Here is a 23098-nt window from a genome sequence, read left to right on the forward strand (position 1 = left end):
GCCAATCTGGTTCCTGAACCCCGGGTCAACACCCCATTCAATCTATTAATGATATCCACTTATTTTCCTAATCCTGGATTCGGGGTGGGGGAAGGCCCCGGTTCGCGGTCGGCCCCTGCTAGCGTGGGCCCCTTCTTCTCGTGGGAGTTGCCAACGCATGTTCCTGTCTCGCGGGCGCCGCGCCCTCGCCCTCCTCGCCCTGGTGGCGCCGCTGGCCGCGGGCGCCGAGGAGTGGCCCGGTACCGACTGGCCTCGCGGGGAGATCGCCGCGCCCGCGGAGGCCCTGCGGGCCTTCGAGGCCTACGCCTTTCCGCCCCGGGATGACGCCCAATCCAAGGGGGTGCGCACGGACAGCGTGGTGGTCATCGTGGACGGCCACCTCGTCTACGAGCGCTACGCGGGGGAGAACCGCCCGGAGACGCCCCACCTCACCTGGTCCATCAGCAAGAGCGTGATGGCGACGGTGCTCGGGGTCGCATTCCGGGAGGGGCACTTCCAGCCCGACGACGCGGTGGCGCGCCACTACCCGCCCTTCGCCCGGCATCCGGACATCCACCTGCGGCACCTGCTGCACTGGGCCTCGGGGCTGGACTGGAGCGAGGGCTACGAGGCCTCGCCGCTCAAGTCCTCGGTCATCGCCATGCTCTACACGCGGGGGCGCGACGACATGGCGGTCTACACCGCCTCGCGCCCCGCGGTGGTGCCCCCGGGCACGCGCCACGTCTACTCCAGCGGGGACAGCAACGTGCTGTCGGCCAGCCTCAAGTCCATGGTGGGCGAGGCCTACGCGGACTACCCGTGGACGGCGGTGTTCGAGCCGCTCGGCATCACCAGCGCCGTGTGGGAGCGCGACGCGAGCGGCACCTATGTCGGCTCCTCGTACGCGTACATGACGGCGCGCGACCTGGCGCGGGTGGGCCTGCTCATGGCGCGCGGGGGACGGTGGAAGGACCAGCAGTTCCTGCCGCCCGCGTGGATGGAGGTGAGCCTCACGCCCTTCGCGCACTACGTGCCCGACCCGCGGGCCCCCGTCGCCGAGGCGATCCCCGGCGGCCACTGGTGGCTCAACCGCGCCTTCAAGGGCGCGCCCCGGCCGTGGAAGGACGCGCCCGAGGATACGCTCGCGGCGCTGGGCCACTGGGGGCAGGGCCTGTTCGTGATTCCCTCGGAGAAGATGGTGATCGTCCGCTTCGCGGATGACCGGGACAGGAGCTTCCGCCAGAACGAGTTCCTCGCGCGGGCGCGGGCGGCGTTCCTGCCGGCGGGAGGTGGACAGTGAGCCGCGCGGTGAAGCGGAGCCTCCTGGCGGTGGGGGCCTTGCTGCTGCTCGGCGGCGGCACGTGGTACGCGGCGAACCGCGAGCACGTGAGCGCGTTCCAGGGCGTGCTGAGCGCGTACACGGCCAAGGAGTACTGCTCGTGCCGGTTCGTGATGGGCTTCTCGGAGGCGTACTGCCAGGGCTACGCGAAGCAGTACATCCCGCACAGCGGGCTCACGGAGGACACTCCGAGCCGCCGGGTCACCGCGCGGGGGCTGGGTCAGTCCAGCACGGCCGTCTGGGTGAGCGCCCGCGAGGGCTGCCGGCTCCTGCCCGCCGCCGGACAACCCTGACATCCACGCTCAGGACTTCGGGAGCAGGCGCGCCAGGGCCGTGCACAGCGGACAGGCCGCCACGGCATGGCCGCCCTCGCGCCGGTGCAGGTCCAGCACCGCGCGCGACACCTCGGCGAGTTCCCGCCGCACCTCGCGCCGGGCGCCCTTCACCCGCGCGATGCTCATGTCGTCGTACGCCGTGGTCTGGTGCCGCATCCACGCGATCACCGCCGCCTCCGCCCGGCGCTCGATGGGGATGCGCTCCGTGCGCGCCACCGTGCCGCTGCCCACCGGCGTCGCGTGCGCCGCCACCGCCACCGCCATCAGCTTGCCGTGGGCCGTGTAGGACGGCGAGAAGCGCAGGAACTGGAGCACCGCGTTGGCGAAGTCCACCTCGTACTCGGCCTGCTCGCGCTCGCGCCGGCGCACGTCCGCCACGCGGCGTTTGGCATAGGCCGGGGTCGAGCGCTCGGACTCCAGCGCCGCCTGGGCCGCGGTGATGTGGGCCGCCGGCGCCCACACGCCCTGGGAAAAGGTCTTCCGGCCCTTCTTCTCCACCACCGTCCAGCTCGGCCCCGCCGCCTTCACCCGGCGCGTGAGCCCCGCGTCACCCGGAGGGAGCAGCGCCCAGCCCGCGGGCACGGAGAGGATGGAGCCATCGGCCGCGCGCACGCGGCGCGGGTCGCTCGTGGGGGACACCGTCAGGGAATCGTTCATGGGAACGGCGCGCCTCATACCGCACCCCACGGCGGAGGGGAAACCCGTGATACATGAGGGCCCTCCCCGGTCTCGCGCGAAGGAGTCCACCCATGGGCAGCGCCGGCATGTCCATCCTCAGGCTCACCTTCCTCGGCACCTCGGCCGCCCAGCCCACCCTGCACCGCAACCTCTCCGGGCTCGCGGTGAAGGCCAACGCCGACCTGCTCCTGTTCGACTGCGGCGAGGGCAGTCAGCGGCAGATGGTGCGCTATGGCACCGGCTTCACCGTGGACGCCGTCTTCTTCACCCACTTCCACGCGGATCACTACCTGGGCATCATCGGCTTCCTGCGCACGCTCGGGATGATGGGCCGGGACAACCCCGTGCGCCTCTACGGCCCGCCCACCGCGCGCCGGCTGCTGCACCAGGCCGTGCACCTGGGCGTGGAGTCGCTGTCCTTCCCGGTGGAAATCCACGAGCTGCGCGATGGGGACACCGTGCCCCGGCGCGGCTACTCCGTGCGGGCGGTGGCGGTGGACCACCGCATCAACGCGCTCGGCTACGTGCTCCAGGAGGAGGAGCGCCCCGGGAAGTTCAACCTGGAGAAGGTGAAGGCGCTCGGGGTGCCGGCGGGGCCGCTCTACGGCCAGTTGCAGCGCGGCGAGCCCGTGGAGCTGCCGGACGGCCGCGTGGTGCGCCCCGAGGAGGTGGTGGGCGAGCCCCGGCCCGGCCGTCGCCTGGTCATCTCCGGGGACACCCGGCCGTGCTCCGCGCTGGTGCGCGCCGCCCAGGACGCGGACCTGCTCATCCACGAGTCCACGTTCTCGGATGACGAGCAGGCGCGTGCCCTGGAGACGCGGCACTCGACGGCGCGCGAGGCGGCCCAGGTGGCGCGCGAGGCGGGCGCGCGGCGGCTCATCCTCACCCACCTGTCCAGCCGCCACGACACGGACCCCTCGCGGCTGCTCACCCAGGCGCGCGAGGAGTACAAGGGGCCCGTGGAGGTGGCCTACGACGGGCTGAGCGTGGAGCTGCCCCTGCGCGACGAGCCGCCCGCTACTTGATGGTGGCCTCGGCCTCGGCCTTGAGCGCCTTGGCGCCCTCGGGGTCCACGCGCTGCAGCAGCTCCCACTCCATCTCCCGGTCGCGCGTGCGGTTGACGGAGTCGGTGCCCGTGGTGCGGTTGTTCGCCGTGGCCATGGCGCCCTGGCCGGACTCCACCCGGTTCTGCCGGAGGATCTCCACCTGGGTCAGGGCGGGGCTGGGCTGGTGGCCGCGCACGAGGTAGCGCACGTAGCTGGTGCCCAGGTTGGACGCGGCGCCCTGCTGGTGCCAGTCGGTGCTGATTTCATAGGCCCCTTGCGCCTCGCGCACGGGCAGTTCCTTCTCCGCGAGCATCGCGCGCACCTGGGGCCACACCTCGGCGATGGGCTTGCGGTACACGTAGTCGCTCGCCTTCTCCTGGATGTACATCTCGCGGCGTCCGGACGCGCATCCGGAGCCCAGGGCCAGCGTGGTGACCAGGAGCAGCGGGACCGACCACTTGTTCGCCTTCATGAACCCCCTCCAACGGTTGAATGAGGGGCCGATTTGAATCACGGCCGCCCCCGGACGCCAAGCCAGCGCTCCGTCTCGCGCCGGACATCCCCGGGCGGGCGCGACGAAACCCGTGGCCGGGCGGCCCCGCGTGCGCATGATGGAGGCTCGCGATGATTCCCCTCAGTGACGACAACCCCACGCTGCGCACCCCCGTCATCACCTACCTGCTGCTGGCCGCCATCGCGGCCGTGTGGGTGTGGATTCAAGGGGCGGGCCTGAGCGAGGTGGCCCTGGCGGCCAGTGTGTGCAACCTGGGGCTCGTGCCCGGGGAGCTGACGCGGCTGGCGCCGGTGGGGCTCGCCGTGCCCATTGGCGCGGGGCTCGCCTGCGTGGTGGACCGCGAGCCCATCAACGTCCTCACCCCGCTCACCTCCATGTTCCTGCACGGCAGCTGGGGCCACCTCCTCGGCAACTGCCTGTTCTTCTGGGTCTTCGGCAACAACGTGGAGGACAGCATGGGGCGCGGGCGCTTCGTCGTCTTCTACCTGGTGTGTGGCCTCGCCGCGGCCCTGGCCCAGGTGATGGTGGACCCCGCCTCGCCCGTGCCCATGGTGGGGGCCTCGGGCGCCATCTCCGGCATCATGGGCGCCTACCTCGTGCTCTACCCGCGGGTCCGGGTGAACATGCTCTTCCTGTTCTTCCTGGTGCCCCTGCCCGCCTGGCTGGTGTTGCTGTGGTGGTTCGGCGTCCAGGTGCTCGCCGGCCTGCCCCAGCTCAACTCCCTGAGCGCCGAGGGAGGCAGCGGTGTGGCGGTGTGGGCCCACGTGGGGGGCTTCGTCGCCGGGGTGGTGCTGGTGAAGCTGTTCGAGAATCCCCGGCTCACGTCGCGGCGCTCGGGCTGGCGGCACCGCCTGCATCCCGAGCATCCGTGAGGACGAGCGACAGTGGCGTCCGGAACGAGACGCGGGCATCGTCTGTTTCGCGCACGCGCCAGGGCATGGCCTTTGCTCACTGAAAGCTGATGGCGGTCCGGGAGCCTCGCGGCTCCTCGAAGACCGCGCACGAGGACGTTGCACGATGCGTTGGGGAAGACAGGTCCGCTCTTGCATTGCGCGGCACCGGTGGGTGGTGCTGGGGCTGTGCGCCTTGTGGCTGTGGGACTCTCCGCGCGCCGCGCAGGCGCGCTCGGAGATGGAACCGTTGACCCCCAACCAACCGGGCCCGCTGGTGCTGCGGGTGCCGCCGGCGCAGAGCGTGGACGAGGGCGAGCTGCTACGCATCACCGTGCAGGTGGAGGGGGGGCGCGCGGGCACGCGGGTGTTCGCGGAGAACATGCCGCCCGGGGCGCGCTGGGACGAGCTCGCGCGCACCCTCACCTTCCAGCCGGACTTCATCCAGGGCGGCAGCCGGCACGACGTGACGTTCACCGCGACGGACGGCGAGTTCACCGCGCGCGAGCGCATGACGCTCACCATCCAGGACACCCGGCAGACGCCCGAGCCGCGCGTGGTGCTGCGCGAGGAGCTGCCCGGCAGCATCCGGCTGACGCTGGAGCAGGTGACGGACGCGTGGCTGGACAGCCCGGGTTACGCGGGGCGCACCTTCCCGGCGGTGGTGACGGTGCCCTTGGCGGCGCCCTCCGCGGGCCGGCTGCCGGTGACGGTGCGGCTGCACGGCGTGGGCAACTGGCCGCCCGCGACCCAGACGTCCTCGGAGCGCTTCGTCATCGAGCCGAGTGACCCGCACCTCACCTACTGGTGGGGCTACTCGGAGAACCTGCCCAAGGGCCCGGCCGTGGAGGGCAGCATCCCGCCCTACACCGCGCGGCGGGTGCTGGCGCTGCTCGAGTGGGTGCTGCGCAGCTACCCCAACGCGGACCCGGACCGGGTGTTCGTGGAGGGCGACTCCATGGGCGGCGCGGGCGCGCTGACGCTGGGGCTGCTGGACGCGCGGCACTTCGCGGGGGTGTTCGCCCGGCACGCGCAGCCGGTGGCGCGCGCGCACCGGCCGTGGCGCCTGGCCCAGCTCGCCTCGCTCTGGGGCATGCCCGAGGAGGAGGTGCCCGAGGAGGACGGCCTGGGGGTGTGGAGCCGCCTGGACATGACGCGGGCCCTGCGCGACGACACCGGCGCGCGCTCGCAGTTCCTCTTCCTGGAGCACGGCAAGGACGACCCCATCATCCACTTCGGCTCGGTGGTGTGGCCCAGCACCCTGACGGGCGCGTCCTTCTACGAGACGCTGCAATTGCGCCACATCGGCCACGTGGCGGTGTGGGACGAGGGCGGCCACACCGAGCCGGACCCCTGGCTCGGCGCGCGCTGGTGGGACCGGGGCTGGAATCCGCGCACGGACAGCCGCTCCTTCCTGCGGCGCGACCAGGCCTTCCCCGCGTTCAGCCGCTCGTCGTGGGACGGCGACCCGGGCCGGGGCGGCAATGGCCGGCAGGCGCGGCGCCTGGACTCCGGCTTCGCGGGGGACCCCAAGGTGGCGGGGGACACCGGCTGGGACGGGGACGTGGCGGGGATGATCAACCGCTCCTTGCGCTGGGACGCGACGCGGCTGGTGGACTCGACCCGGCGCCTGGTGATGCCCTTGCGCGCGGTGCGGGGCGCGGGCGTGGTGGGCGCGCCCGTGGTGGACGTGACGCCCCGGCGCGTGCAGCGCTTCCAGTGCCTGCCGGGCGAGCGCGTGCGGTGGAGCTTCGGCTCGGCCCACGGCACCGTCATCGCCGCGCCGGACGGGGGCGTCACCATCCCCCGGCTGCGCATGAGCGACGGCTGGACGCCGCTCGTGCTCGAGCGCTCGTGAGCCTCAGCCGCGGGGCGCGTCCAGCTCCGCGCGGAAGGACAGGGTCTGCAGGGTCTGGTGCAGCGCCTCCTGCGCCTCGCGCTTGCCCTGCTCCACCCGCCCGAGCTCCCGGGTGATGACCTCCAGCCGGTCCTCCTGCTCGTTGAGCCGGGCCACGAAGCGGTCGGACAGCTCGCGCTGGGGGCCGCCGCTCTTGAGCGAGTCGATGTTGGCGCGGATGCGCTTCTGATCCTCGAAGAGCCGCGCGCGCTCCTCGTGGAAGCGCCGCTCCTCGTCCATGAGCTGGTGCAGCTTGCCCCGGAGCGCCGCCACCTCGCGCAGGCCCTGGGCGACGCGCTCGTCGATGAAGCCCGAGCTGAGGAAGTAGCCCACCTGGTCGAGCGAGGCGTCGAGCATGTACGTCTGCTGGCCGGGCGAGGTCTCCGTGACGGTGAAGTCCACGTGGGCGCCGGGCTCCAGCTCGTGCAGGAAGCGCCAGAAGTTGTCCGTGGTCTCGTCGGGGGCGCGCGTGTCGCGCAGGCGCCAGTCCGTGCGCGGGTGCTCCAGGTAGAGCGTCTGCGCGCGCCGGGACTTGTTGCGCAGCACGTAGTGGGTGCGGCGCAGGAAGAAGAACTCCACCGTCAGCAGGCCCCGGGCCACCACGGCGCGCGTCACCGGGCCCTGCTCGGACGTGTCGTCCACGGACACCGCGCACCCGAGCTCCACCGCGTAGGGCACGAATCGCCGGTCCTCGGGCTTGAGGGTGTCCAGCATGGCCTCGCCCACGTAGGTGTCCGCGTCCATCACCGTCACCGGGCCGCCCTCCAGCGTGAGGCCCGTGGTGTTCTTCAGCTCGATGCACGCCATGGGGTTCTTCTCGCGCGTGGCGCGGTTGTAGAGCAGCACGCGCCGGCCCTCGAAGGGGCGGTGGAGGATGGGCACCAGCGCGCTCTGGTTGCGGTGCACCGTCACCGGGTGGTCCACGCGGTACTCGAACAGGTCCCCCACCTCCTTGGTCACCGTCTTCACGTCCGCGCTGCGCCCGAGCGCCTCGCGCCGCACGAGGCCCCCGCCCCCCATGGCGCGCATGGGCATGGCCGCGGGGGCCGCCATCACGGGCGCCGCCGCCATCTCCGCCTCCATCCCATCGTCCATCATCGGCTCGGCCGGGGGCGCCTCGGCCAGGGCGCCGAAGCTCTCCTCGGGGATGACGGGGGCGGCGGCGGCCTCGGTGCGCACCTCCACCACGGGGCGCCGGAGGTAGCGCGGGCTGTACAGGTCGTGCACGAAGGACACCGGCAGCCCGGCGATGAGCGCCAGGTCCACCTGCTCCCAGTCCTCGTCCCCGGTGTTGTCCACCACCGCCCAGCCCTGCAGCAGGGGCTTCTCCCCCTCCTCCAGGAGGATGCGGTAGCTCGTCTTCCACACCGGCGCCTCCAGCACGTAGGAGACGAACAGGTCGCGCGGGCCCTCGCCCGAGGTGAGCACCGACACCCGCTTGGTGTCCTTCTTGTACGAGGAGAGCACCGTGGCCAGGTAGAACTCCAGGTCCGCGCGCACCGCGTCATCCAGGAAGGTGAGCTCGGCCACGTCCAGCACGTCGAAGGTGCGCAGGCTCGCGCCCACGAGCAGCGTGAGGAAGGGCCGCTCCACGGCCACCTTGCCCTCGGTGAGCGGCAGGCGCTCCAGGCCCACGATGGCGCCCTCCACGTGCTGCTCCTTGCCCACGCGCACCCGCACCCGCGCGCCGCGCACCTGGGCGAGCAGCGCCGTGAGGCCCCCGTCCTCGGGGATGCGCACGGTGGCCTCCTGGAGCAGTTGCTCCAAGGGTTTGGTGGAGTCGTAGCTCACCGCGGACACCGAGCCGCCCGACAGGTCCAGCACCGTCATGGACTTGAGCACGTCGTTCATGTCCCGGGCCTTGAAGTCCAGGTGCAGGGTGTCGTGGCCCTCCACCTTTCCTTGACGCTCGAAGTAGCCCACCCCGTGCTTGTAGAGGACGACGCGGCGGATGGGCAGGGAGGAGGGCATGCGCGGGGCTCCAGCGAAAGATGGGACGGCCGACACTCCCGGTGTATCAAGTCCCCCATGCGAATGCGCCCTCCGATGCCCCTCCCTCGCGCGCTGTTCGGCGCGGCCCTGTTGTTCCTGCTGCCCGGTTGCACGGCCTCCACCGCCAGTGGCCCGTCCCCGAGCGGCTCCGCGCAGTCGGCGAAGAACACGGACAACGGCTGGCGCCGCGCCCGCGTGGGCGACCGCGTCACCTATGCCTTCTCCGCGCGGCAGGGCTCGGCCGAGCGCGGCACCCCGCGCACGCTCTCCGGCCGCGTGACGCTCAGCGTGACGGCGGTGAAGCAGCCCTGGGTGTGGCTCACCCTCGCCTTCCAGGACGCCTCCGGCCAGCCCCTGCCCCAGGCGCGGCTCGCGCGCGAGCTGGTGCTGCCCGTGCGCGCCGAGGAGACGCACCCCATCGAGGTGGCGCCCCTGGGCGAGCCCCAGGCCGAGCGCGTGTCGCTGGCGCAGAAGGACTGGGAGGCCCTGCGCTACGTGAAGGACGACCGGCCGGTGGATGGCAACCTCGTCAACCGGCTGTACGCGAAGCAGCCGGGGCCCCTCTACCTCACGCGCGGCCTGCTGCAGGCCATCACCGAGTCCGCGGGCTTCCGCGTGCCGGGCGGCCTCACGCTGGACCTGGTGGACTCCGCCGAGGGCAAGGACGGGGCGGGCGAGGTGCCCGCGCTGGATCGGCCCCTGGGGCCCGGCACCTGGTACGACCGGCGCGTGGATCTGGAGCCCGCGCCCACGCTGCAGCGGGTGTGCTTCGGCGCCGAGCGCGGCTACCTCCTGCGCACCGAGCGCCCCATCGACACCCAGGCGGCGCCGTGCGCGGACCTGGCCGAGGCCGAGGCCGAGCCGCTCGAGGAGGTGCTCATGGGCCTGGCGTGGGAGGCGCTGACGACGGGCGACTGGCCGCCCCCCTCGGTGCAGGGCGGCACCCAGGACACCTTCCGCGTGGAGAAGCAGGAGGTGCCCGCGCTCACCGTGCGGCGCACGCAGAAGGAGGAGGGCGCCGAGCGCGTCTACACGGAGACGGTGGCGGCGGACCCCTGGGGCCCCACCCTGTCGGGGCTCGCCCGCGAGGCCCGCTTCCAGCCGCTCGCCGAGGGCACCGAGCGCGTGGGCCCCGGCGGCAAGAACCAGCCCGAGGGCGGCTCGCGGCTCGTGCGCTGGGGCACCTGGCTCGACGGGGCGAAGTGACCCTCGCCCACCGGCGCGAAGTCGCGCGCGCTACTTCCAGCTCGCGGCGTGCTTCTTCGCGAACTCGGCGAAGGTCGTGGGCGCGCGGCCGGTGATCTTCTGGACGGTGTCCGTCACCCGGGCCGCGTGGCCCGCCTTGATGAGGCCGTAGAGCTGCAGCATCGCGTCCGCCGACCACCCGGGCATGCCCGCGCCGACCATGCCCTGGCGCGCGGCCTCCTCGGGCACGTCCACGTACTTCACCGGACGGCCCGCGACGCTCGCGATCTGCTCGGCCACCTGGGCGACGGTGAGCGCCTCGGGCCCCACCAGGTCATACGCCTGGCCCTCGTGGCCCGGCGTGGTCAGCGCGGCGGCGGCCACCGCGGCGATGTCCGCGCCCGCGATGAAGCTGCATCCCGCCTGACCGAACGGCAGGTAGATGTTGCCGTCCTTGCCCGGGGGGTTGAAGTGGATGAAGTTCTCCATGAAGTTGGTGGGCCGCAGGAACGTGTGCGCGAGGCCCGAGCCCTCCAGGTAGCGCTCGACGATGCGGTGCCAGCGCCCCAGGTCGATGCCCGGCACGTACTCGCACCCGAGCGCCGACAGCTTCACCACGTGCCGCACCCCGGCCTCCTTGGCCAGGTCGATGAACTTCGTGGCGTGCTCCACCTGCTCGGCCGTGAAGGGCACCACCAGGAAGACCTTCTCCACGCCGGTGAGGGCCTTCTTGATGAGCTCGGGCTTGGTGAACTCGAAGTCCACCGGCACCACGCCGCCGCCGCGCAGGGCATCCGCCTTGGCGGCGCTGCGCACGGCCGCGCGCACCTTCACGTCCTCGCGCCCCTTGAGGGCGGCCACCACCTGCGAACCGATGGTGCCCGTGGCACCCGTCACCAGAACCGTCGTCATCGTCTGCGCTCCCGCGACCGCGAATGGAACCCGGGCGCCGACGCTAGCCTGAAACCGTCCCGCTAGCCGCGCCCGCGCGCCTGACGGCCCTTGGTGAGGTGCGCCACCGCCTCCCCCAGCCCCTCCAGCGTCAGGGGAAACATGTCGAACACCCGACGAACGGCCTCGATGGTGTTGCCCCGCCACGTCTGCATGGGCTCGGGGTTGAGCCAGGCGCTGCGCTCGAAGTGGCGCGCCAGGTCCATGAGCCACGACAGGCCCTCCTTGCCGTCCTCGCCCGCGTAGTAGCCCTCGGTGTTGGTGCGCATCGTCAGCTCGTAGGGCGCCATCAAGGCGTCCCCCACCAGCACGAGCTTGTAGTGCCGGCCCACCTGCCCGACGAGGTCCGGCACGCTGATGCCGCCCTTGAGCAGCGACGACTCGAACACGCGGCCGTAGACGCAGTTGTGGAAGTAGTAGGTGCGCAGCTCCTTGAAGTGCGTGGCCTGCCTGGCCACGGAGAACAGCCGGCTGACCAGGTGGGCGTAGGGGTCCATGGAGCCGCCCACGTCCATGAGCAGCACCACGCGCGTGTTGGAGCGGCGCGGCGGACGCGTCACCACCTCCAGCTCGCCCGCGTTCTTCGCCGTGGCGGCGATGGAGCCCTCCACGTCCAGCTCCTCCTCGGCGCCCTCGCGCGAGAAGGCCCGGAGCTTGCGCAGCGCCACCGCCATCTGCCGCGTGTCCAGCACCACGTCGCCCCGGTAGCCCTGGTACGCGCGCCCCCCCGCGAGCTTCATCGCGCTCTTGCCGCCCCCGCCCTCGCCACCCACGCGGAAGCCCTCGCGCGGCAGGCCCGAGTGCCCGAAGGGCGACGCGCCCCCCGTGCCCACCCACTTCGCGCCGCCATCGTGGCGCTCGCGCTGCTCCTCCAGGCGCTTCTGGAAGAGCGTCTCCAGCTCCTCCGCGTTGAAGCGCTCGAGCAGCGCCCGCTCCTCGGGGGTGAGCTCGCGCCGCTCGCGCGCGTCCCGGAGCCATTCGAGCAGCTCGTCGGTGAGCTGCTGGCCCGCGGCCTCCACGCCCTTGAAGTGCGCGAGGAAGGCCTGGTCGAAGGCGTCCAGGTGCGTCTCCGCGTGCACGAGCAGCGCGCGCGCCACGTGGTAGAAGCCATCCAGCGAGCTGTCGTGCAGGCCGGCCTTGAGCGCGCCCGCGAGCGCGATGGCCTCCTGGGCCCCCACGGGCACCCCGCGCCGCCGCAATTCATAGAGGAAGGGCAGGAACATGGCGCGCCCTCGTCCCTCAGGCCTTGTTCCGACGGCCGCGCCCGAAGGCCTCCGCCACCGCCATCAGGTCCTGCTCGCGCTTGAGCAGGGCGCCCAGGAAGGGCAGCTGCTCGTCGAGCTTCACCTGGGCGACGCCGTTGGCCTTGAGCACGGCGATCCAATCCACCAGCTCGCTCGTGGAGGGGCGCTTGCGCAGGCGGGTGAAGTTGCGCAGCTCGTAGAAGACCCGGAGCGCCTGCTCCGTGAGCGCCGTGTCCAGCCCCGGGTGGTGCACCTCCACGATGCGCCGCATGAGCTCCGCGTCCGGGAAGTCGATGAAGTGGAAGACGCACCGGCGCAGGAACGCGTCCGGCAGCTCCTTCTCGTTGTTGCTGGTGATGATGACCACCGGGCGGTGCGTGGCCACCACGTCCTCGTTGGTCTCCGTGATGCGAAAGCGCATCCGGTCCAGCTCGTGGAGCAAGTCATTGGGGAACTCCACGTCCGCCTTGTCCACCTCGTCGAGCAGGAGCACCACGCGCTCCTTCGCGGCGAACGCCTCGCCCAGCGGCCCCAGGCGGATGTAGTGGCGGATGTCGCGCACGTCCCCCTCGCCAAAGCGCGAGTCGTACAAGCGCTGCACGGTGTCGTAGACGTACAGCCCGTCCTGGGCGCGCGTGGTGCTCTTCACGTGCCAGGTGAGCAGGCGCAGGCCCAGGCTCTGCGCGACGGCCTCGGCCAGCAGGGTCTTGCCCGTGCCCGGCTCACCGCGCACCAGGAGCGGACGCTGCAGCGTCAGCGCGCAGTTGACGGCGGCCTGGAGGCCTTCACTGGAGAGGTAGCTTTCGGTTCCGTGGAAACGGGGGGCGGTGGACGTCATGATGTGCCTCCTCCTTTAACACCCCCCCGGCCGGGCGGCCCGCGAGGGCTTGAAATTCCCCGCGCCCGTGACACTTCCCCGCCCGTCCCCCCTCCCCGCCGTCCGGCCCCCTCCTTACCTTTGCCCCGACCTCTCGCCTTTCTCGCGGCCCGAGGGATGACGACTATGGACGCGAACCCTCTGAGAATCGTCAGTTACAACGTCCGCTACTTCGGACACGCCCTGCGCGGGCTCGCCAGCACGCTCGGCCCCAAGCGCCGCGTCGCCGCCGCCCTCGCCGCGCTGGAGCCCCTGCCGGACATCCTCTGCCTGCAAGAGGTGGAGACGCAGTCGTTTCGCAGCAACGTGGCCCACCGGCGCGCCCACCCCGGCGAGACCCAGCTGGAGGCCTTCATGGGCCGCATGGAGGAGACGTTCGCGCTGCTCAAGCGGCCCATGCCCTACGAGGCCTTCTACTTCCGCGCCCACCGCTACGCCGTGGGGGACTTCTCCCTGTACACCACGGGGCTCGCCATCCTGGTGAACACCCAGCGGCTCACCGTGGACACGCACAACGTGGACGCGCCCCACCCCATCACCCACCACCACGTGCGGCTGCTGCGCGAGCGCAAGCAGAGCCGCATCTGCGCCCACATGCGCCTGGTGCGCAAGGACGACGGGCGCGCGCTGCACGTGTTCAACACGCACCTGAGCCTGCCCACGCCCTTCGCCCGCGCCTTCTGGAACACCCGCGACAAGATGGGCAACGGCATCAACCAGCTGCACGAGGCGCGCACGCTCGCGGACATGGTGCGCAAGCACTGCCCCGAGGAGCCCTTCGTCATCTGCGGGGACTTCAACTCACCGCCCGCCTCGCCCGTCTTCCAGTTCTTCTGCGACGAGGCCCGCTTCACCAGCGCCCAGGTGGCCGTGGGGCAGATCGACCCGAGCGCCTCCCGGGGCTTCTCCACCGCGGGCTTCATGCACCTGCGCATGCACCTGGACCACATCTTCTCCAGCCCGGGCATCCAGTGGCTGGACACCGAGGGCACCCTCGCCTTCGGCGACACCCGCAGCCTCTTTCACGGCCTGTCGGACCACATGCCCCTCATCGCGCGCTTCCACCTGCCGCCCTCCCTGCCGCTCACCGGGCCCCGGCCCGTGCAGGCCTCGGCGGGGCGCTCCTAGCCTGCCCGCCCGCTCCTCGGACGAGGACTCGACCCTCCCCTCACGCCCTCCCGAGGGCTCACGGGTTGGCCCCGGCATCGCCAACGTTGTCGGGTACCAGATTCGGGTGCCGGAGGCCGTCACTCCAGAGGAGGTGGCATGTCTGGAGACGAATCGAGACAATGGATGGATGCCATGGTGGATGCGCTCGTGGCCTGTGATGCCACCGAGTCCATCCGCTATGTGAATCCCGCGGCGGAGCGCCTGCTCGGCTGGACGCGGGAGCAACTGCTGGGGCGCCCCTTCGCGCTGCTGCTCCCGGTGCGTCTGCGCACCTGGGGCGAGGCGTCCTTCCTGGGCCACCTGCGCTCGCGCGTCTGGGAGCGGGGCGGCGCGGCCGTGCGCACCCGGGTGCAGCCCCGCGAGGGCGCCGAGCGCGAGGTGGAGGTGACGGTGGGGGCCTCGGGCGCTCCGGGCGAGGAGCGGCTCACCGTGGTGCTGCGGCGCACCGAGGTGGACGAGGCCCAGGCCGAGCCGCCCGCGGCCCCGCCCGGCGTGGGGGAGCGCGCCTACCGGCTCGTCTTCGAGAACGCGCCCCTGGGCCTGCTCCACTTCGACGCCACGCCCACGCTGCTCGCCTGCAACGACTCCTTCGTGCGCCTGGTCGGCGTGTCCCGGCGGCGCCTGGTGGGGCTCAACCTGCTGACCCTGCGCGACGACGCCATCGCCCGGTGCGTGCGCGACGTGCTCGAGGGCCGTCACGCCTACTACGAGGGCGACTACCAGCCGCTCGCCTCGGGCAAGACGGTGCCCGTGCGCGTGCACTTCGCGCCCTGCATCGCGGAGAACGGCGACGTGCAGGGCGGCGTGGGCATCGTCGAGGACATCACCGAGCAGCGCACCGCCGAGGCCGAGCGCTCGCGCCTGTTCCGCGAGGCCCAGGAGGCCATCCGCGTGCGCGACGACTTCCTCACCATCGCCTCGCACGAGCTCAAGACGCCCCTCACGCCCCTGTCCCTGCGCCTGGCCAGCCTCGAGCGCCGGCTGGAGCGCCAGGAGCCCGTGGATCCCACCCTGCTGCGCCACGCCCGCCAGCACCTGCTGCGGCTCACCGCGCTCATCAATGACTTGCTGGACGCCTCGCGCATCGAGGCCGGGCGACTCGCCCTGCACTTCGAGCCCACGCGCGTGGACTCGCTGGTGGAGCGGGCGCTCGCGGGCATGGACGCCGAGAAGGGCCAGCACCGCATCGACTACACCCACCCGCTCGAGCCCGTGCGCATTCGGGGCGACGCCTACCGGCTCGAGCAGGTCATCGCCAACCTGCTGGAGAACGCCCTCAAGTACAGCCCGGGCACGAGCACCGTGCGCGTCACCCTGGACGTGCGCGGGGACTTCGCCCTGCTGTCCGTGGCGGACGAGGGCATCGGCATCCCGAGGGACCAACAGGAGCAGCTCTTCGAGCGCTACTTCCGCGCGCGCAACGTCTCCGTCACGTCTTACGGGGGGCTCGGCCTGGGGCTCTACATCAGCCGCGACATCGTGGAGCGGCACGGGGGCCGCATCTGGGTGGAGAGCGAGCTGGGCCGGGGCGCCACCTTCTACGTGGCCCTGCCCCTGCTGTCCGCAGTGAACCCCCGGCCGCCCGAGCCCCACGTCCTGTCCCAGCACATGCACTGAAACGGCGAGGGCCGGGCCTCCCTCCCCACGTGGGGAGGAAGACCCGGCCCTCTCGACCGCCTACCGCCTCACCGCTCCGGAATCAGCTCCGGCGGCGGCGACGCGCCAGCGTCATCAGCGTGCCCAGGCTCAGCAGCACGAGCGAGGCGTCCCCCCCCGTGGCCGCGCAGCCGAAGCCACCGCCCAGGAAGGCGACATCCGCCTCGTCGCCCGTGGGCGAGCCCACCACCCACGTGCGGGTGGCCGGCTCGGACACGTTCCCCGCCGAGTCCCGCGTGCGCACCTGGAAGGTGTGCTCACCCGGCGCCAGGCCCGTGTAGTCCTGAGGCGAGGTACACGCGGTGAACGGGGCCCCGTCCAGGCTGCACTCGTACGTCACGCCCGGCTGGGTGGTGCCGAACTCGAACCGCGCGTCGCGGCTCGTCGTGGTGCCCTCGGGGCCCGAGGTGATGACGGGCGCGGGGACCACCGTCGTGGGGCCGCCCGGCACGGTGAAGCCCGTGGAGGGCGAGTCCGCGCCCGTGTTGCCCGCCGCGTCCGTGGCCCGCGCCGACACCGAGTGGGCGCCGGGCGTGAGCTCCGTGGTGGTCGGGAACGTCCAGTTGCCCGCGGCGTCCGTCACCGTGGTGCCCACCACCGTGCCGTCGATGATGACCGTCACGGTGCTGCCCGGCTCGGCGGTGCCGCTGATGACGGGCGTGGAGGACGTCTCCTCGTCCTTGACGGGCGACACCACCACCGGGGCCGCCGGAGGCGTGCGGTCCACCACCCAGGTGTGGACCTCGGGCGAGGGATCCTTCCGGCCCCGCGAGTCCACCGCGACCACCGTGAGCGTGTGCGAGCCCTCGGACAGGTTGTCGAGCACCAGCGTGTCCGGGCAGATAGCCAGGGGCTGGGTGTCGAGCGTGCACTCGTACGTCACGGGCTTCCAGTCGGTGATGGCGTCAAAGGTGAAGGTGGCCTTGTCGCTGTTGGTGAGCACCGGCGGCTTGGTCACGATGACGGTGGTCGGCAGCGAGGTGTCCACCGTGAACGTGTTGGCCACGGACACGGTGCTGGTGTTGCCCGCCAGGTCCACCTGGCTCGCGCGGACATCATGCGTGCCCGCCACCAGATCGGCGACGCCCAAGGGGAGCGGGAGGCTCCAGTTGCCCGCGGCATCGGCCACCACGGTTCCCACGGCGACACCATCCACGAAGACCGTCACCGTCGCGCCAGGCTCCGCCGTGCCGCGGAAGGTCGGCCGGGCGGACTCCGTGGCGCCATTGGCGGGCGCCGTCACCACCGGCGGCGCCGGGGCGAGGGAGTCGATGATGAACGTGTTCGTGTTGGAGTCCACGCTCACGTTGCCCGCCACGTCCGTGGACGTGACCTTCACCGTGTGCGAGCCCTGGGTGAGGTCCGTCGCGGGCGTGAAGGTCCAGTTGCCCGAGGCATCGGCCGTGACCGTGACCGGCTGGGCCACGCCGTCGAGGTACACCGTCACCGTGGTGTTGGCCTCGGCGGTGCCCGTGATGACCGGACGCGCCGTCGTCACGTACGTGTTGTTGGCGGGCGTCACCACCACCGGGGCCACCGGGCGGATGGAGTCCACGGTGAACGTATTGGTGTTGGACGCGGGGCTCGGGTTGCCCGCGGCGTCCGTGGCCGAGGCCGACACCGTGTGCGAGCCCTGGGTGAGGTCCGTCTGGGGCGTGTAGCTCCAGTTGCCCGAGGCGTCGACCATGACCGGATCCGGCTGGGCCACGCCATCGATGTACACCGTCACCGTGCTGCCCGGCTCACCCGTGCCGGTGATGACCGGACGCGGCGTCGTCGCGTAGGAGCCGTCGGCCGGGGCCACCACCACCGGAGCCAACGGGGCGATGGTGTCGATGATGAACGTGTTGGTGTTGGAGTCCACGCTCACGTTGCCCGCCGCGTCGCGCGACGTGGCCTTCACCGTGTGCGAGCCCTGGGTCAGGTCCGCCGAGGGCGTGAAGGACCAGTTGCCCGAGGCATCGGCCGTGACCGTGGTCGGCTGGGCCACGCCATCGATGTAGACCGTCACGCGGCTGTTGGCCTCGGCCGTACCGGTGATGACCGGACGCAGCGTCGTGGTCACGTACGAGCCGTTGGCGGGCGCCACCACCACCGGCGCGGGGGGTGCGATGGAGTCGATGATGAACGTGTTGGTGTTGGAGTCCACGCTCACGTTGCCCGCAGCGTCACGCGACGTGACCTTCACCGTGTGCGAGCCCTGGGTCAGGTCCGCCGAGGGCGTGAAGGTCCAGTTGCCCGAGGCGTCGGCCGTGACCGTGGTCGGCTGGGCCGCGCCATCGATGTACACCGTCACCGTGCTGTTGGCCTCGGCCGTACCGGTGATGACCGGACGCACCGTGGTCACGTACGAGCCGTTGGCGGGCGTCACCACCACCGGCGCCGGGGGCGCGATGGAGTCGATGATGAACGTGTTGGTGTTGGAGTCCACGCTCACGTTGCCCGCCGCGTCACGCGACGTGGCCTTCACCGTGTGCGAGCCCTGGGTCAGGTCCGCCGAGGGCGTGAAGGTCCAGTTGCCCGCGGCGTTGGCCGTGACCGTGGTCGGCTGGGCCACGCCGTCGAGGTAGACCGTCACCGTGCTGTTGGCCTCGGCGGTGCCGGTGATGACCGGACGCACCGTGGTCACGTACGAGCCGTTGGCGGGCGTCACCACCACCGGCGCGGGGGGCGCGATGGAGTCGATGATGAAGGTGTTGGTGTTGGAGTCCACGCTCACGTTGCCCGCCGCGTCACGCGACGTGGCCTTCACCGTGTGCGAGCCCTGGGTCAGGTCCGCCGAGGGCGTGAAGGTCCAGTTGCCCGCGGCGTTGGCCGTGACCGTGGTCGGCTGGGCCACGCCGTCGATGTAAACCGTCACTGTGCTGTTGGCCTCGGCCGTGCCCGTGATGGCCGGGCGCACCACCGTCACGTACGAGCCGTTGGCGGGCGCCACCACCACCGGCGCGGGGGGCGCGATGGTGTCCACGATGAAGGTGTTGGTGTTGGAGTCCACGCTCACGTTGCCCGCGGCATCCGCCGAGCGGGCCTTCACCGTGTGCGAGCCCTGGGAGAGGTCCGTCGCGGGCGTGAAGGTCCAGTTGCCCGCGGCATCGGCCTTGACCGTGGTCGGCTGGGCCACGCCGTCGAGGTAGACCGTCACCGTGCTGTTGGCCTCGGCCGTGCCCGTGATGGGAGGCCGCACCACCGTCACGTACGAGCCATTGGCCGGCGCCACCACCACCGGCGCCGGGGGCGCGATGGAGTCCAGGATGAACGTGTTGGTGTTGGAGTCCACGCTCACGTTGCCCGCCGCGTCACGCGACGTGGCCTTCACCGTGTGCGAGCCCTGCGAGAGATCCGCCGCGGGCGTGAAGGTCCAGTTGCCCGAGGCATTGGCCGTGACCGTGGTCGGCTGAGCCACGCCATCGATGTACACCGTCACCGTGCTGCCCGGCTCGGCGGTGCCCGTGATGGGAGGCCGCACCACCGTCACGTACGAGCCGTTGGCCGGAGCCACCACCACCGGCGCCGCCGGAGGCGTCGTGTCGACGGTGAAGGTGTTGGTCGCGCTCTTGGGGCTCTGGATGGCCTCCACTTCCGCCACCGCGTACACGGTGTGCGGCCCCTGGGCCAGGGGCGAGGAGAGCAGCAGCAGGTAGTTGCCCGCCCCATTGGAGGTGGTGCGACCCACTTCCACGCCGTCGATGTAGATGACCACCGGGGTGTTGGGCGCGGCCGTGCCCGTGATGTTGGGCAGGGGATTGTTGGTGAACGAGCCGTTGGCCGGCGTGGTCACCGTGGGCGCGGCGGGAATCACCAAGCCGCCCGTCACCGTGGTGACGTTGCCGATGGCACCCGCCTTCGCGCCGTAGGAAGGATCGGGGATGCCGGAGTTCTGCTGCGTTCCTGGGTTGCCGCCGCCCGAGGTCACCGGGCAGGTGCCGCCCGTGGCCGCCTGGTACAGCACCCGGCCGCCACCACCACCACCGCCCGGGCCCACCTGATCACCGTTGGAGCTGCCACCCACGCCACCGGCGACGTTCACGGAACCGCACGCGGCCGTGCCCACCAGGCGCAGGTAGATGGAACCACCCGCGCCGCCGCCGCTGCCCGCGTCCAGGGAGGTGCTAGACGCCAGGGCGCCCGAGGCATTAATGGAGCCCGTGCCCGTGAGCTGGCTGGCGCGGATGAAGATGGCACCACCGCCCCGCCCGCCCGCCTGACCCGTGCCGTCCGCGCTGTGGCCCGCGCCACCGCCACCGCCCAGGGACAGGCGACGCAGCAGTGAGTAGGTCAGCGCCGAGCCGCCTTGGCCGCCCACGTTCCGGCCGCCATCTCCAGCATCCGAGAGGCCACCCAGGCCGCCCGCGCCGAAGTTACCGCCGCCGCCGCCGCCCGACTTGTAGCAGACGCCGCCGCCACCGCCGTTGGCCACGTTGCCGCGGCCACCAAACGTCGCGCCAAAGCGCACGTTGGCGATGCCCTCGCCCTTCTGGCTACCCGAGGGCGGCGCCTCGTCCAGGCCCGTGCAGCCGAGGTTGCCGCTGTCGTCATCCAGGAACGCACCGCCCCGGAAGCCCAGCGAGCCGGCGTTGATCTGCCCGGCGTTGCTCACCGCGCCCGTGGCCAGGAAGGCGACCACGCCACCCGCGCCGCCGTTCCACGCCGCGGGGACGATCCGACCCGCCGGGCCCGTGATGGTCACCGTGGTGTACTCCGGCACGCGGATGACCTGGGTCACGTTCGCCGCGTAGGAGTTCACGAGCGCCGCCGTCAACGTCAGCGAGGAGCTCGACACCGCCGACAGCCGCGCGAACTCCCAGCGGCCCACGGCGTCATTGGAGAGGTCGATGGGCGTGGTGCCGCCCGAGCCGGGCACCGGCACGATGCCCGTGGTCTGCAGCACCATCACCAGGTCGCCCACCTTGAAGCCGGCGGCGTTGCCGATGACCGTGCCGATCGTGAGGGACGTGTCACCCGTGGCCAGCGGCGCCGTCACCGGCGCGTAGCTGTTGACGACGGTTCCAGACGCGGTGACCGACAGCGCGAGGTCACGCCCGGAGCCCAGGCCGAAGGAATCCGGCTCGGCCAGGGCCGCGGTCGAGCCCAGCAGCACGCACAGCGCGGCCGCGAGCCACTTCTTGAGGAGTCCAATCTTCATGTTCTTCATTTCCTCGTCCGGCCTACTTCAGCTCTCGCTCGGGGGTCACGATGATGAAATCCACGCGCCGGTTGGCCGCGCGGCCCTGTTCCGTCTTGTTCGATTCGATGGGGCGGTCGGGCCCGAAGCCCTCGGCCTTGAGGCGAGAGGGGGTCACGCCCTTGCCGACGAGGTAGGTCTTCACCGCCTCGGCGCGCGCCAGCGACAGCTTGCGGTTGGCCTCGGCGTTGCCGCGGTCATCGGTGTGTCCCTCGATGACCATCTGGTCCACCTCGGTGTGCTGGTTGAGGATCTGCGCCACCTGGTCGAGCATCTTGAAGGAGCGCGGCTGGATGACGGCCTTGCCGGTGGCGAAGAACACCTGCTCCTTGATCTCCAGCTTGCCCAGCTGGATGGCCACCAGCTGCTTCTTCTGCGCCGGGCAGCCCTGGTTGGCCGCGTCGCCCTTCTCCGCGGGGCAGTTGTCCACGTGGTCCGCCACGCCATCGCCATCCGAGTCCTTCACCGGGCAGCCGCGCAGCTCCGCCACGCCGGGCTCGGTGGGGCACTTGTCCGCCTCGTCGGGGATGCCGTCCTTGTCCGTGTCCTTCACCGGGCAGCCCTGACGCTCGGCGGGGCCGGGCTCGGTGGGGCACTTGTCCGCCTCGTCGGGGATGCCGTCCTTGTCCGTGTCCTTCACCGGGCAGCCCTGGCGCGCGGCCGGGCCGGGCTCGGTGGGGCACTTGTCCGCCTCGTCGGGGATGCCGTCCTTGTCCGTGTCCTTCACCGGGCAGCCCAGACGCTCGGCGGGGCCGGGCTCGGTGGGGCACTTGTCCGCGTCGTCCGCGATGCCGTCCTTGTCCGTGTCCTTCACCGGGCAGCCCTGGCGCGAGGCCGGGCCGGGCTCGGTGGGGCACGTGTCCTGGCTGTCCAGGACGCCGTCGCCATCCGTGTCGCGCTCGGCGCTCGCCGGACGCTCGTCCGCGCCGCCCACGGCCACGCCCAGCAACAGGCGGAAGGTGGGGGTGCCCGGCGCGTTGCCGAAGCCGGGGCCGCCCAGGACGAAGCCCTCCACCGAGCGGCTCAGCGGCAGGCGCAGGCCCGCGAGCACCTCGAGCGCCTTGGACTCGCGCGCGGACATCGGCAGGAAGCCGCGCACGTTGAGCTCCCCGCGCAGGCCCTCGCCCTGGGTGGCGAGCACCGCGCCCAGGCGCAGCTCGTTGCCCAGCTCGTCCTGCACCGTGGTGGGGTCCCCGAGCACCACCGAGGGGCGCACCAGCACGGCCGCCTCGGCCGCCGCGCGCAGCCAGCCGAAGCCGCGGCCCACCATCAGCTTGGGGGTGATGCGCACGATGCCGTCGCGCGACAGCGCGTCCGCGCTGCCCACCGGCAGGCCCACGCCCAACTCGAGCGCCAGGTCCACCGGGGCGTCGCGCCGCTGGGCCAGCAGGCCGAGCCGCACGTGCGCCGAGGGCGTGCTCAGGCCGAAGCTGGCTGGCCGGCCCACGCCGTACGCCGACAGGTCATCGCCGCGCTGCCACGCGACCAGCGGCAGCTGCGCGCCCACCTCCAACCACCGCATGGGCGCCCACGCCACCAACAGGTGCGCCATGGCCCGGTTGGACACCACCCCGCCCAGTCGCGTGTCGTCGCGGTACAGGGAGAGGGGGTTGCGCTCGTAGTGGCCGAGCAAGGACAGCTTCACGCTCCCCTGGGGCAGGAGCTCGCCCGTGCCGAGCACCAGGGACCCCCGGCCGTTTGGATTGAGGTCCAATCGCTCCAGCTCGAACGAGGCCAGGCCCGCGGGCTGGGCGGAGACGGTGGAGGCGAGCAGCGTCGAAGCGGCGACGAGCAGGCCTTTCCAGGCCATCGCTCCTCGCGAGATACGTGCGCTGCGCATCGTCTCCCGGCAGGGAGACGCCTTGGTGTGGCTCATGTGTTCTCCAGAAAGGGGTGCCCACGGATTCCCAACGACGGAATCCCCCCATGACGCGACGGGCAAGGAGTTGGGAAGGGAAATCGGCCCCGGTTCCCGGAAGAAGCGGGCCGTCAACACCCGGGCGCGGCGGAAGAATCCGCGCACCGACGGTGAGGCGTGCCCGCTCTCCCGCCCCTCGGAAGGACGAGGGCCGGAAGCAGACACCTCGTGAGGAACGTGGGGGAATGGGGCCTGGCTGCTCATTCGCTCAGCTGCAACCTCCTAATGCCCCGGAGAAGCGGAGG

16 protein-coding genes are annotated in these 23098 nt (G+C 71.9%); 8 read left to right on the forward strand and 8 right to left on the reverse strand.

What is annotated here, in order from left to right:
* The first annotated feature begins 157 nt into the window (after nucleotides 1-157).
* Nucleotides 158-1279, forward strand: coding sequence for a serine hydrolase domain-containing protein (locus tag I3V78_RS38120; RefSeq protein ID WP_204496000.1), 1122 nt, complete (start codon nucleotides 158-160; stop codon nucleotides 1277-1279).
* Nucleotides 1276-1611, forward strand: coding sequence for a hypothetical protein (locus tag I3V78_RS38125; protein ID WP_204496003.1), 336 nt, complete (start codon nucleotides 1276-1278; stop codon nucleotides 1609-1611). The genes I3V78_RS38120 and I3V78_RS38125 overlap by 4 nt, the downstream gene beginning before the upstream one ends.
* A 9-nt stretch (nucleotides 1612-1620) precedes the next feature.
* Here I3V78_RS38125 and I3V78_RS38130 read toward each other — a convergent pair whose 3' ends face one another.
* Nucleotides 1621-2310 carry a DUF2293 domain-containing protein gene (locus I3V78_RS38130; protein WP_204496005.1) on the reverse strand — a complete coding sequence of 230 codons (690 nt, stop codon included), beginning with the start codon at nucleotides 2308-2310 and terminating at the stop codon, nucleotides 1621-1623.
* 107 nt (nucleotides 2311-2417) lie between these two features.
* Here I3V78_RS38130 and rnz point away from each other — a divergent pair, with 107 nt between their 5' ends.
* Nucleotides 2418-3356, forward strand: a complete 939-nt coding sequence (rnz, locus tag I3V78_RS38135; RefSeq protein WP_204496950.1) for a ribonuclease Z — start codon at nucleotides 2418-2420, stop codon at nucleotides 3354-3356.
* Here rnz and I3V78_RS38140 read toward each other — a convergent pair.
* Nucleotides 3349-3849, reverse strand: coding sequence for a hypothetical protein (locus I3V78_RS38140; RefSeq protein WP_204496008.1), 501 nt, complete (start codon nucleotides 3847-3849; stop codon nucleotides 3349-3351). The two genes, rnz and I3V78_RS38140, sit on opposite strands and share 8 nt — an antisense overlap.
* Before the next feature lie 152 nt (nucleotides 3850-4001).
* Between I3V78_RS38140 and I3V78_RS38145 the strand changes: the two genes are divergently transcribed.
* Nucleotides 4002-4763 carry a rhomboid family intramembrane serine protease gene (locus I3V78_RS38145; protein WP_204496010.1) on the forward strand — a complete coding sequence of 254 codons (762 nt, stop codon included), beginning with the start codon at nucleotides 4002-4004 and terminating at the stop codon, nucleotides 4761-4763.
* A gap of 259 nt (nucleotides 4764-5022) precedes the next feature.
* Complete coding sequence (locus I3V78_RS38150; protein WP_204496012.1) at nucleotides 5023-6639, forward strand: alpha/beta hydrolase; 1617 nt, start codon at nucleotides 5023-5025, stop codon at nucleotides 6637-6639.
* A gap of 3 nt (nucleotides 6640-6642) precedes the next feature.
* Here the strand turns inward: I3V78_RS38150 and I3V78_RS38155 are convergent, their stop codons facing one another.
* Nucleotides 6643-8649, reverse strand: coding sequence for a hypothetical protein (locus I3V78_RS38155; RefSeq protein WP_204496014.1), 2007 nt, complete (start codon nucleotides 8647-8649; stop codon nucleotides 6643-6645).
* Nucleotides 8650-8724: 75 nt separating this feature from the next.
* On the opposite strand from I3V78_RS38155, the gene I3V78_RS38160 reads away from it, so the two are divergent.
* Entirely contained in the window at nucleotides 8725-9876 is a 1152-nt protein-coding gene (locus I3V78_RS38160) for a DUF6068 family protein (protein ID WP_239576992.1), read from the forward strand.
* Nucleotides 9877-9906: 30 nt separating this feature from the next.
* On the opposite strand, the gene I3V78_RS38165 is transcribed toward I3V78_RS38160, so the two are convergent.
* From I3V78_RS38165 to I3V78_RS38175, 3 genes are all read right to left on the reverse strand, one after another.
* Nucleotides 9907-10767, reverse strand: coding sequence for an SDR family oxidoreductase (locus tag I3V78_RS38165; protein WP_204496018.1), 861 nt, complete (start codon nucleotides 10765-10767; stop codon nucleotides 9907-9909).
* Nucleotides 10768-10829: 62 nt separating this feature from the next.
* The gene (locus tag I3V78_RS38170; protein WP_204496020.1) at nucleotides 10830-12029 is read right to left on the reverse strand and encodes a vWA domain-containing protein; all 1200 of its coding nucleotides are present in this window, start codon (nucleotides 12027-12029) and stop codon (nucleotides 10830-10832) included.
* 16 nt (nucleotides 12030-12045) lie between these two features.
* Nucleotides 12046-12888, reverse strand: coding sequence for an AAA family ATPase (locus I3V78_RS38175; protein ID WP_204496022.1), 843 nt, complete (start codon nucleotides 12886-12888; stop codon nucleotides 12046-12048).
* A 165-nt stretch (nucleotides 12889-13053) separates the two neighbouring features.
* Here I3V78_RS38175 and I3V78_RS38180 point away from each other — a divergent pair, with 165 nt between their 5' ends.
* Both I3V78_RS38180 and I3V78_RS38185 read left to right on the forward strand, forming a co-directional pair.
* The gene (locus tag I3V78_RS38180; protein WP_204496031.1) at nucleotides 13054-14055 is read left to right on the forward strand and encodes an endonuclease/exonuclease/phosphatase family protein; all 1002 of its coding nucleotides are present in this window, start codon (nucleotides 13054-13056) and stop codon (nucleotides 14053-14055) included.
* Nucleotides 14056-14193: 138 nt separating this feature from the next.
* On the forward strand, nucleotides 14194-15714 hold the full coding sequence (locus I3V78_RS38185) for a sensor histidine kinase (protein WP_239576996.1): 1521 nt from the start codon (nucleotides 14194-14196) through the stop codon (nucleotides 15712-15714).
* Between the two features lie 82 nt (nucleotides 15715-15796).
* Here the strand turns inward: I3V78_RS38185 and agmC are convergent, their stop codons facing one another.
* Entirely contained in the window at nucleotides 15797-20896 is a 5100-nt protein-coding gene (gene agmC, locus I3V78_RS38190; RefSeq protein ID WP_204496034.1) for an adventurous gliding motility protein AgmC, read from the reverse strand.
* A 22-nt stretch (nucleotides 20897-20918) separates the two neighbouring features.
* Entirely contained in the window at nucleotides 20919-22811 is a 1893-nt protein-coding gene (locus I3V78_RS38195; RefSeq protein WP_204496042.1) for a thrombospondin type 3 repeat-containing protein, read from the reverse strand.
* Between the last annotated feature and the right edge of the window lie 287 nt (nucleotides 22812-23098).

Origin of the sequence: Archangium primigenium (assembly GCF_016904885.1) — a bacterium.
Classification (GTDB): Bacteria; Myxococcota; Myxococcia; order Myxococcales; family Myxococcaceae; genus Cystobacter; species Cystobacter primigenius.